The sequence below is a fragment of the Streptomyces beigongshangae genome, from assembly GCF_019710745.1.
Lineage (GTDB): Bacteria > Actinomycetota > Actinomycetes > Streptomycetales > Streptomycetaceae > Streptomyces > Streptomyces beigongshangae.
In genome coordinates this window covers 11,956-27,767 of sequence record NZ_JAHKJW010000064.1, presented here as the reverse complement: position 1 = coordinate 27,767, position 15,812 = coordinate 11,956, and the positions used below count along the sequence as shown (strand labels likewise).

Genomic DNA, 15,812 nt, shown 5'->3' with positions numbered 1-15,812 from the left:
GGGGGTGCCTGACTGCACTTGGTCACTTACGGACAAGCCCGAGATCCTTATCCAGCCGCAGTGTCTTGCCGCCGGTCTTCACCGGCTGTGCGTTTCCGCCCTGCACGGGCTGATGAAGGACGCGCAGGTCTGCGAGCATCGGGTGCTGTGTCCACGACTTCGGCGGGGCGATGTCGTGGGGGTCGGCTTCCTTGAGCCAGTCGGCGCGGACCGCCATGGTGCGGCGCATCACCTCTCGCACCAACGAGACCGGCATCTTGCCGTCCGGCGCGGCCTGGGGAAGGAGGTGCTCGCCCTTCAAATCCAGGGTCAGCCGGCCGTCGTTGTGGAGGTAGGCGCACAGCAGTCGCACCGAGTCGGCGCCGAGTCGGGTGGACACCTCCCACTCGTCTTCCTCGCCGGGCAGGTTGTGCAGGTCGTGCAGTGCGGAAACGCTCCGCGCGCGCGGGACGGCGAGGAGGCCGGCCATGCTGCGTTCCGCCATCTCCTTGCCCTTGTGAGCGGTCCAGGCTTTGGCCTCGCTGCCGCCCGGGGTGTTCCAGTCGAAGTCCTCACTGTCCCCGTGGACGGCTTCGACCAAGCCTTGCACGTCGCCCGGGACGGAGATGGTCCCGCCTTCGATGCCGGCAAGAGTGCGGGAGGTGGCGGCAAGCAGATGCTCGGAATACACCTCGCCCCACTGCGCCGGCGTCTTCCCGCCGCCCGTGATCGGGTCGAGCACCACCAGACGCGGCCCGCTCGCCCAGGCCGGGCGGCCGCGGCCGCCGGGGTAGCCGTGCCGGGCCCAGTGGTTCTCGTGCCGCCAGCACCGTCCGGCCCGCTGCAGCAGCAAGGACAGCGGGGCAAGATCGCTGATGACGATGTCGGCATCGAGATCCAGTGACTGCTCGACGACCTGGGTGGCCACGACGATGCGGCGCAGCGGCCGCGGACCGGTGCGGCCCAGGCATTGCGTGACCTCCCGCGTGCGGGCCTCGCGTACGTCGCCGGGGAAACGGGCGTGCAGCAGCTGCACGCTTCCGCCCTGCTCGTGGGAGCGCCCGTCGAAGCGTTCACGCAGCCTGAGGTAGGTCTCCTGCGCATCCCCCACGGTGTTGCACACCACCAGGGCGGTGCCGCCCTCCTCTTCACTCACCGGCTTCAGGAGGCGTTCGATCACCGCCAGCCGGGCCCGAGCACCACCGCTGTCGTGCTGGACCGGCTCCACCACGACACCCAGCTCCATGCCCCGCGCATACGCCTGCTCCTGCCGACGGGCAGGGGAGATCTGGCTCGCCCGACCGCTGTCCGCGTCCACATACAGCCACCCCGGGTAGGGCGCCGGGAACGTCCGTGTGCTCAAAGCGCGCGCCTTGTGGCCGGCGCCCTGCAGGTACTCCTTGACCAGCCGGTCGCTGACCGACGCCGGCAGCGTCGCCGACAGCAACACCACCGGCACCCCGTAGGCCCCCAGCCAGTTCAGCAACCGGCCCAGCAGCACCTGCATGTACGGGTCATAGGCGTGGGCCTCATCCACGATGAACGTCTTGCCCGACAGGGCCAGCAGCCGCAGCGCGTTGTGCCGCACCGGCAGCACCGCCATCAGGGCCTGGTCGATCGTGCCGACCGCGAACTGCGCGAGCAGCGGCCGCTTGGGTCCGCGCAGCCACCGCTGCGGCCGCAGGTCCGCTTCCGCTCTCCCGCTGCCCTCCCCCATCTCATCACCGTCGCAGGTCAGCACGCTCTGTGCGTCCAGGTCCTCGTCGGCATAAGCGCTGTTCAGCCAGGCCATGCTGTGCACCAGCGTCAGCCCGGCATCCTCACCCGACTGGCGCAGCAACGCCTTCGCGATCCGCCCGTGCATCTGATCGCTGGTGGCCATCGTCGGCAGCAAAAACGCATACCCCTGCGTGCCGAACGCCTCGGACAAAACCCGCTCGGCCTCCAGCGCCGTCTCGCTCTTGCCGTCCCCCGGAGCCGCGGTGACCAGCAAGATCCCGCCACGACGCCCCTCACCCACCGCCTTGCCCAGCTCCTCCATCACCGAACGCTGCAACGGGTTCGGCTCCCCCTGGATCCCGTACGCCTGCGCGAACCCCGCGCGCTGCAGCCCCACCCGGGCCAGCCCGGCCCCCGCCAGCAGACGAGGAGCATCCCGGCGGGAACGCTCGAAGTGATCCGCCAACACCGGCTCCAGTTCCCGCTGCCGCATGCGGAGGTAATCCTCCTGGCTGACCAGCCAGTCCGCGAGAATGACCACCCCCGTCACCAGCACCGCCGCCGGCGCCTTGAACACCCCCGGCGCCTTCGGCTCGCCCAGCGCCTCACACACCACGGCGGCGTGCGCACTGCGCTGCCGCGCCCAGGCCGCCCCACCCAAAAACACGGCAGCGATACCGTCCTCGGCGCGGTGGAAACGCCCGTGATGACCACCGATGACCTCGGCCAGCCGCTCCGCGACCCTCAGCTCCCCGTCACCGGCGAAACCCAGACCCGCCAGCACCTCCCCCACGCTCTGCAGGCCGGCCACGTCATGCCCGAACCGCTGCGCGCTCATCCCTACCCGGTCACCGCCCAGCTCCGCGCTCAGGTGCTGGCTGCCGTGCCGGGAGCAGAACTGAAACCCCGACAGCTTGCCGATGTCATGCAGTCCCGCACATAGCCCCACCACCGCCCGCGCGCGTTCCCACTCACCCGCCAGCCCCATCCCCTCAGCGATCCGCACCCGCTGGTTCTCCGACAGGAAGACATCCCACAGGTGCAGCGCCATCGCTGCCGCATCCAACAGATGCCGGATCAGCGGATACGGCGCCAGCCCCGGATCCAGCCCTCGCGACTTCCCCCACACCGACTCATCCGGCGCCCCCCACTCCCCCACCATCAGCCCCTCCACTCCAGCCCACACACCACACCCCGCCACCGAAGCCGGCATTCAACCACCCCCCACCGACAACAGCACAGCCCCGTTAAGGTGACGACATGCGCCGCTTCCCGTCCCACCGCAAAGCCCCCTCCAATGCAAAAGAAAAGCAAAGCCCTTCCTGAGCCGCAGGTCAGAAAGGGTCCTCCCCGCCGACGCGGGGGTGTTCCGCCGAGGTCGACGTGGAGGTCGAGGGTGTCGGCGTCCTCCCCGCCGACGCGGGGGTGTTCCGCACCTCATCCTCAACCGCACCCACGCCTGACTGTCCTCCCCGCCGACGCGGGGGTGTTCCGCGTGAGGGTGCACAGCCCGTCGGCGCTGATCTGTCCTCCCCGCCGACGCGGGGGTGTTCCGCCGGGCAGGTCGAACGCCAACTGCGCGGTGGAGTCCTCCCCGCCGACGCGGGGGTGTTCCGCCGTGGCGGGCGGGGGGCACCTGCTGCCGCGAGTCCTCCCCGCCGACGCGGGGGTGTTCCGTACCAGGCCGAACTGGCGAAGCTGACGCCGAGGTCTTCCCCGCCGACGCGGGGGTGTTCCGTACGAGGAGGAACTCCGTCAAGCGCTGTCCGTGTCCTCCCCGCCGACGCGGGGGTGTTCCGACCGGCGCTGCTGGTCGGTGGACTAGCCGCAGGTCCTCCCCGCCGACACGGGAGTGTTCCGATCCGGTTGTCGGTGGTCGTGGTGCCGGTCGCGTCCTCCCCGCTGACGCGGGGGTGTTCCGCCCCTCCTTACAGGGATGCGGGCGCCAGATGCGTCCTCCCCGCCGACGCGGGGGTGTTCCGACCTCGGCGAGGACGGGACGCTGGGCCGGGCCGCCCTCCCCGCCGACGCGGGGGTGTTCCGGCGGCGGCCAGCGGGAACGTGACGCCGTTCGAGTCCTTCCCGCCGACGCGGGGGTGTTCCGCCGACGCCCTGCGGCAGCATGTCGAGGCGGAGGTCCTCCCCGCCGACGCGGGGGTGTTCCGGCGTTCGCGTTCTGCGACCGCGGGGAGTCCCTGTCCTCCCCGCCGACGCGGGGGTGTTCCGCTGCCCCGGACCGGCGGGAGTTGCCTGCGGCGGTCCTCCCCGCCGACGCGGGGGTGTTCCGCCCGGTCGGTGCCTGGTCGTACACCGTCCACCGTCCTCCCCGCCGACGCGGGGGTGTTCCGTCGTGCTCGGTGAGCAGGTCGACGGCTTCGCGGTCCTCCCCGCCGACGCGGGGGTGTTCCGGTCGGCGGATCCTCGGGTCCGGTGTGGCCGCAGTCCTCCCCGCCGACGCGGGGGTGTTCCGCCCGGTCGGTGCCTGGTCGTACCCCGTCCACCGTCCTCCCCGCCGACGCGGGGGTGTTCCGCCCGGTCGGTGCCTGGTCGTACCCCGTCCACCGTCCTCCCCGCCGACGCGGGGGTGTTCCGCAGACTTGCAGGGCGGCGTACAGGTCGCCGGTGTCCTCCCCGCCGACGCGGGGGTGTTCCGGACCCGATCGAGCCGCAGCGCAACGTGCGCCTGTCCTCCCCGCCGACGCGGGGGTGTTCCGAGACCACGCTCGACCTCGGCCGCGACCTCCTCGTCCTCCCCGCCGACGCGGGGGTGTTCCCCACCACTGCCCGTGCTGCGGCGAGCGGTTCGTGTCCTCCCCGCCGACGCGGGGGTGTTCCGCTAGCCGTGAACTCCGTAACCGCCGCGCATATGTCCTCCCCGCCGACGCGGGGGTGTTCCGGCCCCGCTGGTGGGCGGGGCCTCGGTGTCTGTGTCCTCCCCGCCGACGCGGGGGTGTTCCGTGACATGGCGTCGCGGTTCCTTCCGTCGCGGTGTCCTCCCCGCCGACGCGGGGGTGTTCCGCAGTGCCGCGCTGCATCACCTTCCTCGCGAACGTCCTCCCCGCCGACGCGGGGGTGTTCCGCTGCGCGGGGACATCCTGACCTCGACCCTGAGGTCCTCCCCGCCGACGCGGGGGTGTTCCGTCCACGGGATTCCTTTCGCGAGGGTCGTGGATGTCCTCCCCGCCGACGCGGGGGTGTTCCGCCGTCGTCGCCCACCTCCACCACCTCCCGCGCCTGGCGCACCGACGCAGCCGACGGGATCACCCCATGATGCCCGCCCAAAGCCCAAGCGATCGTGCGCGCCGTCGCCGGCACCGCCCCCCAGGCCTTGAGGATCCGTGTCATGTGGACCGCCGTCAGCAGACCGTGATGACAGTCCGTACGCGCCCCAGGCTCCCTCCACCGCGTCAACCGCCGGATATGTCCCGCCGCCACCGGCCCCATAGCCGGCGCGGCGATGTCCTCCCGCAGCCCCTGGAACGTCGGCGACAACTTCCCCAGATCATGCACACCACACAAAACCGACACCCAGCCCACCGCATCACCCAACGGACCGAACGCCCGATCCAGCTCGGCACGGCAACGCGGCCCCACCAACACATCCACCAGACCCTCAGCCACCACCGCCGTATCCAGCGCATGACAGATCAGCGGATGCGGAACCCGCCCCCCACCCGCCTTCCCCCACCCACCCCGAACATCAACCCCACCACGCTCCACACCAGCCACCCACCCATCCAAACCCACCCACCACCCCCAGCCACACACTTTCAGCCCACCGCGACCACCCCCACACCACGGCCCCGACCCACAACCAGCCGATAGAGTCACAACCAGCGAGCCCCGCACCGCCCGCACCTTGACTCGACAACACACCAAAACCTCAACCAGCAACGGCCACTCACGCACTCCTCCGACAACACCGCCTCCCCGCCGACGCGAGGGTGTTCCGCGGAACACCCTCGGGCCCTCTGCAAGCGCCGGTCCTTCCCGCCAGCGCGGGGGCGTTCGGGCGCCGTCGGTCACGGTGGGCGGGGCATTCTGGTCCTCCCCGCCGACGCGGGGGTGTCCCGCCGCGCAATGCAGTCGCCGGATTCGACCTTGTGTCCTCCTCGCCGACGCGAGGGTGTTCCGACCGGCGAGGTAAAGATGGGCCCCGTGGGCGTGTCCTCTCCGCCGACGCGGGGGTGTTCCGCCGCCGTACTCCGGGTGGCTAGGTGTCCTGTCGTCCTCCCCGCCGACGCGGGGGTGTTCCGATCTCCGCGCCCTCGTCGCTGAACACGCGGATGTTCTCCCCGCCGACGCGGGGGTGTTCCGATGCCGGAGGAGATGCTGGTGGCCCGGGTGATGTCCTCCCCGCCAACGCGGGGGTGTTCCGATCCACTACCTCGGGTCGGCGTACACCTCCCGGTCCTCCCCGCCGACGCGGGGGTGTTCCGTTGTAGCCCACGCCGGCCCAGCCGTTGCCGTTGTCCTCCCGCCGACGCGGGGGTGTTCCGCCTCACCGCAGGTGGGCGACCGGGTCTTTCTCGTCCTCCCCGCCGACGCGGGGGTGATCCGCCGAGGACCCGCCCGGTGGTCCACCGGTCCGGGTCCTCCCCGCCGACGCGGGGGTGTTCCGCAGTGCCGCGCTGCATCACCTTCCTCGCGAACGTCCTCCCCGCCGACGCGGGGGTGTTCCGCTGCGCGGGGACATCCTGACCTCGACCCTGAGGTCCTCCCCGCCGACGCGGGGGTGTTCCGTCCACGGGATTCCTTTCGCGAGGGTCGTGGATGTCCTCCCCGCCGACGCGGGGGTGTTCCGGTCACGCCCTCCTCGGTGAGGTAGGTGTTCAGGTCCTCCCCGCCGACGCGGGGGTGTTCCGTACCGGCGGCCGGTGCCCCCGACCTTCTCACCGTCCTCCCCGCCGACGCGGGGGTGTTCCGCTGCAAGAGGCGTTCCGCTCGATGCCGAAACGGTCCTCCCCGCCGACGCGGGGGTGTTCCGGACCGGCGGCCGGTGCCCCCGACCTTCTCACCGTCCTCCCCGCCGACGCGGGGGTGTTCCGCTGCAAGAGGCGTTCCGCTCGATGCCGAAACTGTCCTCCCCGCCGACGCGGGGGTGTTCCGGCGGCCTTGATCCGGACCTCGGCGAGGGCCTCGTCCTCCCCGCCGACGCGGGGGTGTTCCGGTCTGGCCACGCGCCGCCAGCTCCGGGCTCGGGTCCTCCCCGCCGACGCGGAGGTGTTCCGTAGCGCCGCAACCCGCGCTCGTACGCGCGGGTGTCCTCCCCGCCGACGCGGGGGTGTTCCGTAGAGGGTGAGGTGGAGTTCCTCTGCGGCCTCGTCCTCCCCGCTGACGCGGGCGTGTTCCGACGGGTGGGTGGTCCGCTCCGAACAGCTCTGCGTTCTCCCCGCCGACGCGGGGGTGTTCCGTAGCGGGTGAGGTGGAGTTCCTCTGCGGCCTCGTCCTCCCCGCTGACGCGGGCGTGTTCCGACGGGTGGGTGGTCCGCTCCGAACAGCTCTGCGTTCTCCCCGCCGACGCGGGGGTGTTCCGCAGGCCGGCGTGTTCCCAGCCGACATGACGGCGTCCTCCTCGCCGACGCGGGGGTGTTCCGGCGGCCTTGATCCGGACCTCGGCGAGGGCCTCGTCCTCCCCGCCGACGCGGGGGTGTTCCGCAGGCCGGCGTGTTCCCAGCCGACATGACGGCGTCCTCCTCGCCGACGCGGGGGTGTTCCGTTCGCGTGGGGTGGCATCCTCGTCAAGACCAGGTCCTCCCGGCCGACGCGGGGGTGTTCCGCCGTACAGAGAATGGGGCGAGACCATGCCTGCGTCCTCCCCGCCGACGCGGAGGTGTTCCGACCCCGGCCTCGCCCAGCGACTCGCACAGGCCGTCCTCCCCGCCGACGTGGGGATGTTCCGCTGCCCGTGGACGAGACGACCAGCCTGCCCGAGTCCTCCCCGCCGACGCGGGAGTGTTCCGACGGTGATGTCGGGGATGTACTGCTGGCCGAGGTCCTCCCCGCCGACGCGGGGGTGTTCCGGTTCAGCGGATCCTGGGTCACGCCGACCCGAGGTCCTCCCCGCCGACGCGGGGGTGTTCCGAAGCCCGCGGCCCGCCGCCTTGGCCCGGTGTCGTTCTTCCCGCCGACGCGGGGGTGTTCCGCCGCCGTGGCTGTTGAGGCTGAGTCGGTTCCAGTCCTCCCCGCCGACGCGGGGGTGTTCCGACGGGGCGGGCGGCCCAGAACGATTCGGGCAGGTTCTCCCCGCCGACGCGGGGGTGTTCCGATCCCGCCGTCCGCGAAGCGCTGCGTGATGCCGTCCTCCCCGCCGACGCGGGGGTGTTCCGCGGCCCGCCAGGGAGACGGCACCGCACGGGCCGTCCTCCCCGCCGACGCGGGGGTGTTCCGCGGCCCGCCAGGGAGACGGCACCGCACGGGCCGTCCTCCCCGCCGACGCGGGGGTGTTCCGCCGGGTGTCTTCCTTCATGACTGCGGCGATATGTCCTCCCCGCCGACGCGGGGGTGTTCCGCCGCCCTGACTTGGAGGCCAACACCCATGCCGGTCCTCCCCGCCGACGCGGGGGTGTTCCGCGGTCCGGATGGAAGTCCCGTACCGGCGGATCGTCCTCCCCGCCGACGCGGGGGTGTTCCGATGGGCGGGTTCGGGAACTACGCCGTCAGCTTGTCCTCCCCGCCGACGCGGGGGTGTTCCGCCGTACAGGCTCTCGCCGACACCGATCTTGAGGTCCTCCCCGCCGACGCGGGGGTGTTCCCGGCAGCAGGCCGATCCAGGGGTCCGGGTCGGCGTCCTCCCCGCCGACGCGGGGGTGTTCCGGCTAGATGCGGGGAGCCGTCCTGATCTATGAGGTCCTCCCCGCCGACGCGGGGGTGTTCCGCTGATCGAGACCCTGGGCAGCGCCGGCCTCCCGTCCTCCCCGCCGACGCGGGGGTGTTCCCGGCAGCAGGCCGATCCAGGGGTCCGGGTCGGCGTCCTCCCCGCCGACGCGGGGGTGTTCCGCTGATCGAGACCCTGGGCAGCGCCGGCCTCCCGTCCTCCCCGCCGACGCGGGGGTGTTCCGTCTCAGCTCCGGTCGCGGAGGCCCGTACGGCTGTTCTCCCCGTCGACGCGGGGGTGTTCCGTTCAGCTTCGCCTCGGGCGGCATCATGCCTGGGTCCTCCCCGCCGACGCGGGGGTGTTCCGTCTCAGCTCCGGTCGCGGAGGCCCGTACGGCTGTTCTCCCCGTCGACGCGGGGGTGTTCCGTTCAGCTTCGCCTCGGGCGGCATCATGCCTGGGTCCTCCCCGCCGACGCGGGGGTGTTCTGGTCCTCGGCTGGAGCTTCGCCGCGTCCCTCGCGTCCACCCCGCCGACGCGGGGGTGTCCCGTTGAGTGCCTGACGCTGAAGCTTCTATAGATCGTCAAGCCGTGGGAGACGGCCCGGGTGCGCCGCTGAATGCGCTGGTGAGGTGGTGGTATACCTCGCGCGCGACGAAACGCTTGAGGCAGCGAAAGATGTCCTTCGTCTTGAGTCCTTCGAGGGTGCGTCGTGCGACGTAGTCGCGGGTGCGCGGGTCGTGGCGCATGCGGACCAGCACGATGGTGTGCAGGGCGCGGTTGGCCTGGCGGTCTCCGCCGCGGTTGAGGCGGTGGCGGTCAGTGCGCCCGGAAGAGGCCGGCACGGGGGCGGCGGCGCACAGATGGGCGAAGGATGCCTCTGAGGCGAGCCGTTCGGGGTTGTCCCCGGCGGTGACCAGCAACTGCCCGGCGGTTTCGGTCCCGACGCCCACCAGCGCGAGCAGGCCGGGTGCGGTACGGGCGATCAGGACGCGCAGGTCGCCGTCCGCGTCCGCTATCTCCTCGTTCAGGTGCTGGTACCGCTTGGCCAGGCGCTTGAGGGCGATTTTGACGGCTGTGGCCGGGTCCGTGAGATCGGCGCCGGGACGGCTGGCGGCGAGCCGTCGGACCAGTTCGGTGGTGGTCAGGGAGCGCAGTGCTTCGCGTACTGCAGCGGGCGCGGTGATGATCAGTGATTTGATCTGGTTGATGGTCTGGGTGCGGGCCTTGACGGCGCTGGCGCGTACTACGCGCAGGCCGCGGATGGCCTCGACCGCACCGTCGCGGTTCTTCGGGGTGCCGGTGGCACGGCTTGCGAGGACCGCGGTGGCAGCGGCGTAGGCGTCGATGGAGTCCGACTTCCCTGCCGCTCGGCGAGCCCTGCGATCGGGTCGGTCCACCTCGATGACGCGGAGCTGGTTGGCTCGGAGGTAGCGGCCGAGTTCTGCCCCGAAGGAGCCGGTGCCCTCCATGCCGACAACCAGCACTTGGCCGTAGGTCTGCAGCCACTTCAGCAGGTCCTGGTAGCCCGCAGGCGTTGTGGGGAACGCCTCGGTGGCCAGGTGTCGGCCGATGGTGTCGATGACGGCGGCCTGGTGAACGTCGGTGTGGGTGTCGATCCCACCGATCACCTCGATGGGCTGTGACATGGTGGCCGGGTTCCTTCCGTGCGCGGCGAGTTGGCCCGCGCGCACCGGCCGGCAGACGGACACGACTGTGATGGGACCACGTGGGTCAAGCTTCTATGAGGTCACGATCGCCGGCCGGTACACGCAGTGGCACCACTCGGAGGGCCGACGATTCAGAGTGAGGACAACCTAAGCGTCAATCGGGGATTGAGTCAGGCCCTCCGAGCGGTGCAGCCTCATCCTCACAGTCGGGGATCTTGGTTACGACCAAGGCGGTGGTACCCGTATACGTCGCCGCCCACAGCAGACAAGATCCCCGACAGCGTCGGCGATGACTGGCCGTTGGGCTGTGGTTCGGCTGCTGCCATGTCCGGGGGACTATTGCCGTTCACCGCACGGAGCTGGAGGCCGTCCACGGTGGCGGACGCCGAGGCCAGGGGCGAGGGCGTGGGCTCAGCAGCGGCGGCTGGTGCTGCCGGGAGCGCGCCTGCGACGTCTGGCAGTGTCGGCCACGGAGCGGGGGGGGGATGGGTTGCGGGGAGCCTTCGGCCGTCGTTGCGCTGGCGGGGGTGTGACGGTGACGGGGTCACTGACTGTGTGGACACGGCCGAGTTGGGTGAGGATTACTGGTGCTGAGATGCCGACGACGATGGCCGCGTATGCGCCGCTGTTCTGGCCGGTGGTGCCGAAGAGTACGGCTGCGCCGGCTCCCATCGCACTGTGCACGATGACTGCAAGGGGGTCGGCGATGGGGGTCGAAGTATTGCGCGAAGCGGGGTGGTGCGGCCTCGTGTCCGGCGGGGAGCCGCCGGTGTCCCTGGCGGTCGAATTGCCATTCCCGGAAGCGGATGTAGGCCTCCAGAAGACCGCGTAGTGCACCTCCTACCGCTCCGAGCGAGATCAGCAACGGTACGTCCACGGTGTCCCCCGGTGGTACCAGCGGCTGGGCTCCCGATTCGAGGCCCGCTTCTTGAGCGTAGGGCCGGGAGATGGAGCACCGGAGGCAGAACGGGGGAAAACGCCTTTTCAACGCCGGGCGTGCTGGGGTGAGTTTGTTGTCCGCGGACAACAAGTAGGGCGAAACACGCGCCCAACGGCGTCTCTACATCTTCAGAGGTGAGTAAGGTAGCGCCATGACCGCGCCATACGACCCGATCGATCGGGAAAAGGTAGTAGCCAAGCTGCCTGCTGAGCTGCGCAAAGAACTGAAGGTCCGTGCCGCAGAACTGGGCAAGGACATTCAGGACGCCGTCACCGAAGGCGTCGAGGCCTGGCGGAAAGCCAAGGAACGGCCCGCCGTCGACACCAGCGGCGGCACCTCCTTCGCCACCTACCTCCCGGCCGGGCTGTACGGCAAGCTCAAGCAGACCAGCAAGACCCGCAGCGTCTCCTACAACCAGGCCATCGCCCAGTCGATCCGCCTGTGGCTCGACAACAATCCCTCCCCCAGGCCCCAGCCGCCGCGCGTCACCGGGGCCCGCCGGATCATCTTCGGCAACCAGAAGGGCGGCGTCGGCAAGACGTCAGTGTCCGCCGGCGTCGCCCAGGCGCTGGCGGAGTCCGGGCACCGCACCCTGCTCATCGACTTCGATCCGCAGGGCCATCTCACCAAGCAGCTGGGCTACCCGCTCCTGGACATCGACAGCGCGAGTCTGGCCAAGCACATGCTGGGTGAAGCCAGAGGAGACCTCAGCGAGCTTCTCGTGCCGATAAAGGGCGGCGACTTCGAGGAGCACCTCTGGCTCCTGCCCGCCTGCAAAGACGCGTTTCTCCTCGACGCGAGACTGGCCACCAGTCGCTCCGTGCGCATCAAGGAGACCGCACTGGAGAAGGCCCTCGAGCCGTTGGAGCAGGACTTCGACTGCATCGTCGTCGACTGCCCCCCGAGCCTGGGTTACGCCATGGACACCGCGCTGTACTACTGCCGCACCCGCGAGAACGAGGCACCCAGCACGTCCGGCATCGTCATCCCCGTCCTCGCCGAAGACTCCTCCGCCGATGCCTACGACATGCTCTACGAACAGATCCAGGACCTCACCGAGGACCTGAACGTTGTCATCGCCATGCTGGGCTTCGTCGTCAACATGTACGACAGCCGCAAGGGCTACGTCGCCACGTCCTCCCTCGCCGAATGGCACAACATCGGCGATCCGCCCGTCCTGGCCATTGTCCCCGAACTGAAAGACCAGCGAGAGGCTGTCCGCGTGAAGAAACCCTTGCTCGTACATGCCCCCTACGGTGACCAGGCAGACGTCATGCGGGCTGTCGCCCGGAGGATCAGCGCATGAGCGTCGCTGACAAGCTGGGCACCGGATCATCGTTCGGGCAGGTACCGCGGGGACGTAGCGCCCGCGGCCGCGCCAAGGCCGTCACTCAAGGAGACGTGCCCGCCTACGAGCTCGTCCGCCTCCACCTGGACGAGGTCGCCCCTACCCCTCTCAACCCGCGCCGCAACTTCGGCACGGACGAGGACAAGACCCGCTTCGGTGAGGAACTGCGCCAGGCCCAGCTCGCCGCCTGCGTGGCTGTGACCCGCGAGGCATACCTGAAGCTGTGGCCCGAACAGGCGGAGCGGATCGGTGATGTCCGGCACGTCCTCGTCAACGGTGAGCGCCGCTTCCGCAGCGCTGTCCACGTCGGTCTCGACGCCCTGGACTTTGTTGTCCGCAACGACCTCGCCACCTCCCGCGAGCAGTTCATCAACTACCTGCTCAAGGAGAACCTCGAGCGGGAGGACTTCGACGTCATCGAGCGGGCCCGCGGCGTGCAGCAGCTCGTCGACGTCTGCGCGGAGCAGTCGGAGCGGGGCGCCCGTTCCCGGGCTGCGGAGCAGCTGGGCAAGGACCGGTCCTGGGTGACCAACCAGCTTTCCCTGCTGGAGCTGCCGGAGGAACTGCAGGCCATGCTCAGTGCCGGTACCCTGCCGGAACGCGATGGCCGGTCCCTGGCCCGCCATTTGAAAGATCATCCGGACGCTGACGCGGCCGCGCTCCTGGACCATCTTCAGCAGACGAAGGGGTCAGCCGCCCGCGCCAGACAGCGGGACAAGGCCGTTCAGCAGGCAACTCCGCAGCCTCAGCTGGTCCCGAAGCCGGCGAGTTTGTTGTCCGTGGACAACAAACTCGGTGCGCCGAAGGCAGACGCACAAGAGTCAGGGACGAGCCCGAAGTTGTTGTCCGCGGACAACAAACCGGCCGGCCCGGTCGAAGCCAGGGACAAGAGCATTGCCGTGGCGGAGGCGCCCGGAGCATCCGGCGGCGCCGCACCTGCGCCCGCGCAGAGTTCTGCGCCGCTGCCGAGTGCGCGAACCGGTCCGGTCTCCAGCCCGGCAGAGGTAGCCGAGCGGCAGCAGGAGAGCCAGCCGAAGAAACTGCCGTACGACAACCCGACGTTCGTGGCCATGCATCTCGAAAAGAAGATGGAGCCCGCGCACTACCTCGAGGCCACCCAGCTGATGGCGGCGAGGTGCTGGGACAAGGCAGGCACCGAGCCGTCCCTGGGACTGCTCAAAGGACTGCTGCAGGAGGTGGCGCAACGCGACCCGGAATTGCTGCGCAGTCTGCTCGAGCAGTTCACCTCGCAACCCTCAACGCCCTGACGCCGGACCGCTCCGCGCAGGGCGTGTCCCCGACCGCGGAGGGCCGTCTCCTTGCGCGTGTGGATCCCCGTCGTCCGAGTTGGGCGACGGGGATCTGTGCTGAGTAGGAGAACTCATGCGCGCCACGGCGTCGGCTGACAGGGTCTGCCCTATGACGAGTGGCAGACGGACACTGACGGCCCTGCATCTCCTGTTGGTCTGGGCGGCCATGGCGGCTGCGGTGCCGATGCTCGGCTTCGGGCTGCTGGCGGCAGCCTGGGGAGGCGGCGCTGCGTCGTTGCTGTTTGTCGCGTTAGGTGTGCCGCTGACGGTGGGGCTGCTGGCCACAGCCGGTATACCGGCGCAGACGGTGGTGCCGTCGTGCGGTTCAGCGAGGCAGCGGCTCGGCTGGGCGGTGCTGGTGTTCGTTCTCGGCACGCTCGGCGTTGGCGCCGGCTTAGCTGCCTACGGCGCAGACGTCGACCTGGGGAGTGCCAGTGCCCGCATCGCGCTGACCGGGGCACCGTACGCCGTGGCTGCGGCGTTCTTCGTGCCGAGCCGGTGGGTGCGGCTGGGAGCGGTGGCTGTGCTCGCGGCCGGGCTTGTCTATGGCGGGTTCGTCGGCCCGGCGCAGTCGCAGCAGCGTCGGCACGAGGCTGAGATGGCGAAATACCGGCAGCATCCAGAGCTGCTGTACCTGGGTACGGCACCGCCAGGTCTGCAGGTGTCTCGCGCGCGAGTCGGCCCCGCCTTCTTCGGCGTCGATTACCGGACCGCCCACGACGATGAAAAGTTCGCATACGTGGGCCTCACGGTGCGCCCGCCGCTCACACCGAAACTGCGCTGTCCCGAAGTCGGGTACGAGGGCGAGACGTGCACGGTCGAGGCGCGCGGCGACATGCGCAGAATCCGTGATCTTCCCCGTGGCGGCCGCGATGTCACTCTCGTCCGGCGTTACCGGAACGCAGAAGTGGAGGTTGTCAGCCAGACCCTCGACGAGATCGGGCTACGTCGTCTGATGGATACGCTGCACCCGCTGACGGATACAGAGCTGGAGAAGCTGATGCGGGAAAAGAAGATCGACTACCAGTTCTGAGTCATGTCGCCCTGGGCTTGTGGCAGTTCGGCCGGTTCGTCGAGCGCATTCTCGACCAGGGGCGGCAGTGAGCCGAAGCGCGATGACTGTCACACAGGCAGGCTTGTTGTCACCGGCAAGGCCATAGGTGCGCACAGGTGAGACTTCGGCAGCGACGACTTCGCCGCACTCACGGCATGAACGACCGGCCTGCGGGCCTGAGGTGAGCCCCGGCCATGTGGAACCGGACGCTCGGGGCCGCACGTCTTTCCGTACATGCTGATCGTCCTGGGGATACTGGGGATCCTCTTCGCCGTCGCACCCGCCGTCGTCTGGATGACGATCGCCCGCACCCGCCCCGTCGGCTTCGTGATCGGCGGCATGCTGCTCGCCGGAGCCAGTGTGCTGATCAGCGTCCAGCAGAGCTGGATCGACGTTCCCAGGCCCGACGCCCATCTCGTGTTCACCGCTCTCGCGCCCTTGCTCATTGCCTGCGGCGCGGGACTGGAAGGACGGCGTGAGAGCTCCCCTGCCCCGGAATGGATCTCCCGCCGCAATGGAGCAATCGGCTTCCTGGGGATGCAGTTCGCCCTCACTCTCGCGGTCGGCCTTCTGTACGCGCTGATGATCAGCGAAGGCGGACGCCCCGTCGTCCAAGGACCTCCCCTCCATGCCGCCGGGCATCACCATGGTCGACGAAGGCATCGGCTGCGGTTCCGGTGACTGCTGGCGCGCCGCGACGGTCATCAGCGAGGACGGCCTGTCCCGCCCGGAGATCATCCGGGAACTGGGCCTTCAGCAGGAAAACTGCCGCTCCAGCGGCTGGCTGCTTGACTGGCGTGACGTGTGTGTCGGAGCCAGGGAGAACGGTGAGAACGTCACCATCTACGCCAGCTGGGGATATTGAGAGGTCGTTTCCCAGTCGGCCACGGTGGTCCTGAACGAGGATCTGTGACAGACCGCGTGCCTCACTGGTGACGTCAGGCTGCTTCGACCGCTCCTCATCATCAGCTCAATCA

7 protein-coding genes, 1 pseudogene and 1 CRISPR repeat array are annotated in these 15,812 nt (G+C 70.0%); of the genes and pseudogenes, 5 read left to right on the top strand and 3 right to left on the bottom strand.

Annotated elements, in window-relative coordinates:
- Positions 1-22: 22 nt before the first annotated feature.
- The 3 genes and pseudogenes from cas3 to KM933_RS32940 form a co-directional block, all read right to left on the bottom strand.
- Positions 23-2,860: a CRISPR-associated helicase Cas3' gene (gene cas3, locus KM933_RS32950; protein ID WP_221359242.1), complete on the bottom strand. Its 2,838-nt coding sequence runs from the start codon at positions 2,858-2,860 to the stop codon at positions 23-25.
- A gap of 181 nt (positions 2,861-3,041) precedes the next feature.
- A CRISPR array of direct repeats spans positions 3,042-4,900; the repeat unit is 29 nt; unit sequence GTCCTCCCCGCCGACGCGGGGGTGTTCCG.
- Between the two features lie 26 nt (positions 4,901-4,926).
- Positions 4,927-5,418, bottom strand: a pseudogene (locus KM933_RS40770) (CRISPR-associated endonuclease Cas3''); the annotation flags it as partial.
- Positions 5,419-9,097: 3,679 nt separating this feature from the next.
- Complete coding sequence (locus tag KM933_RS32940) at positions 9,098-10,162, bottom strand: IS110 family RNA-guided transposase (protein WP_221359240.1); 1,065 nt, start codon at positions 10,160-10,162, stop codon at positions 9,098-9,100.
- A 1,112-nt stretch (positions 10,163-11,274) separates the two neighbouring features.
- On the opposite strand from KM933_RS32940, the gene KM933_RS32935 reads away from it, so the two are divergent.
- From KM933_RS32935 to KM933_RS39925, 5 genes are all read left to right on the top strand, one after another.
- Positions 11,275-12,429: a ParA family protein gene (locus tag KM933_RS32935; protein ID WP_221359238.1), complete on the top strand. Its 1,155-nt coding sequence runs from the start codon at positions 11,275-11,277 to the stop codon at positions 12,427-12,429.
- On the top strand, positions 12,426-13,739 hold the full coding sequence (locus tag KM933_RS32930; protein WP_221359236.1) for a ParB/RepB/Spo0J family partition protein: 1,314 nt from the start codon (positions 12,426-12,428) through the stop codon (positions 13,737-13,739). Before KM933_RS32935 ends, KM933_RS32930 begins: the two co-directional genes overlap by 4 nt.
- A gap of 151 nt (positions 13,740-13,890) precedes the next feature.
- Complete coding sequence (locus KM933_RS32925) at positions 13,891-14,814, top strand: hypothetical protein (RefSeq protein WP_221359235.1); 924 nt, start codon at positions 13,891-13,893, stop codon at positions 14,812-14,814.
- 255 nt (positions 14,815-15,069) lie between these two features.
- Complete coding sequence (locus KM933_RS32920; protein ID WP_260334507.1) at positions 15,070-15,516, top strand: hypothetical protein; 447 nt, start codon at positions 15,070-15,072, stop codon at positions 15,514-15,516.
- Positions 15,464-15,700: a hypothetical protein gene (locus tag KM933_RS39925; RefSeq protein ID WP_260334506.1), complete on the top strand. Its 237-nt coding sequence runs from the start codon at positions 15,464-15,466 to the stop codon at positions 15,698-15,700. Before KM933_RS32920 ends, KM933_RS39925 begins: the two co-directional genes overlap by 53 nt.
- Positions 15,701-15,812 lie beyond the last annotated feature (112 nt).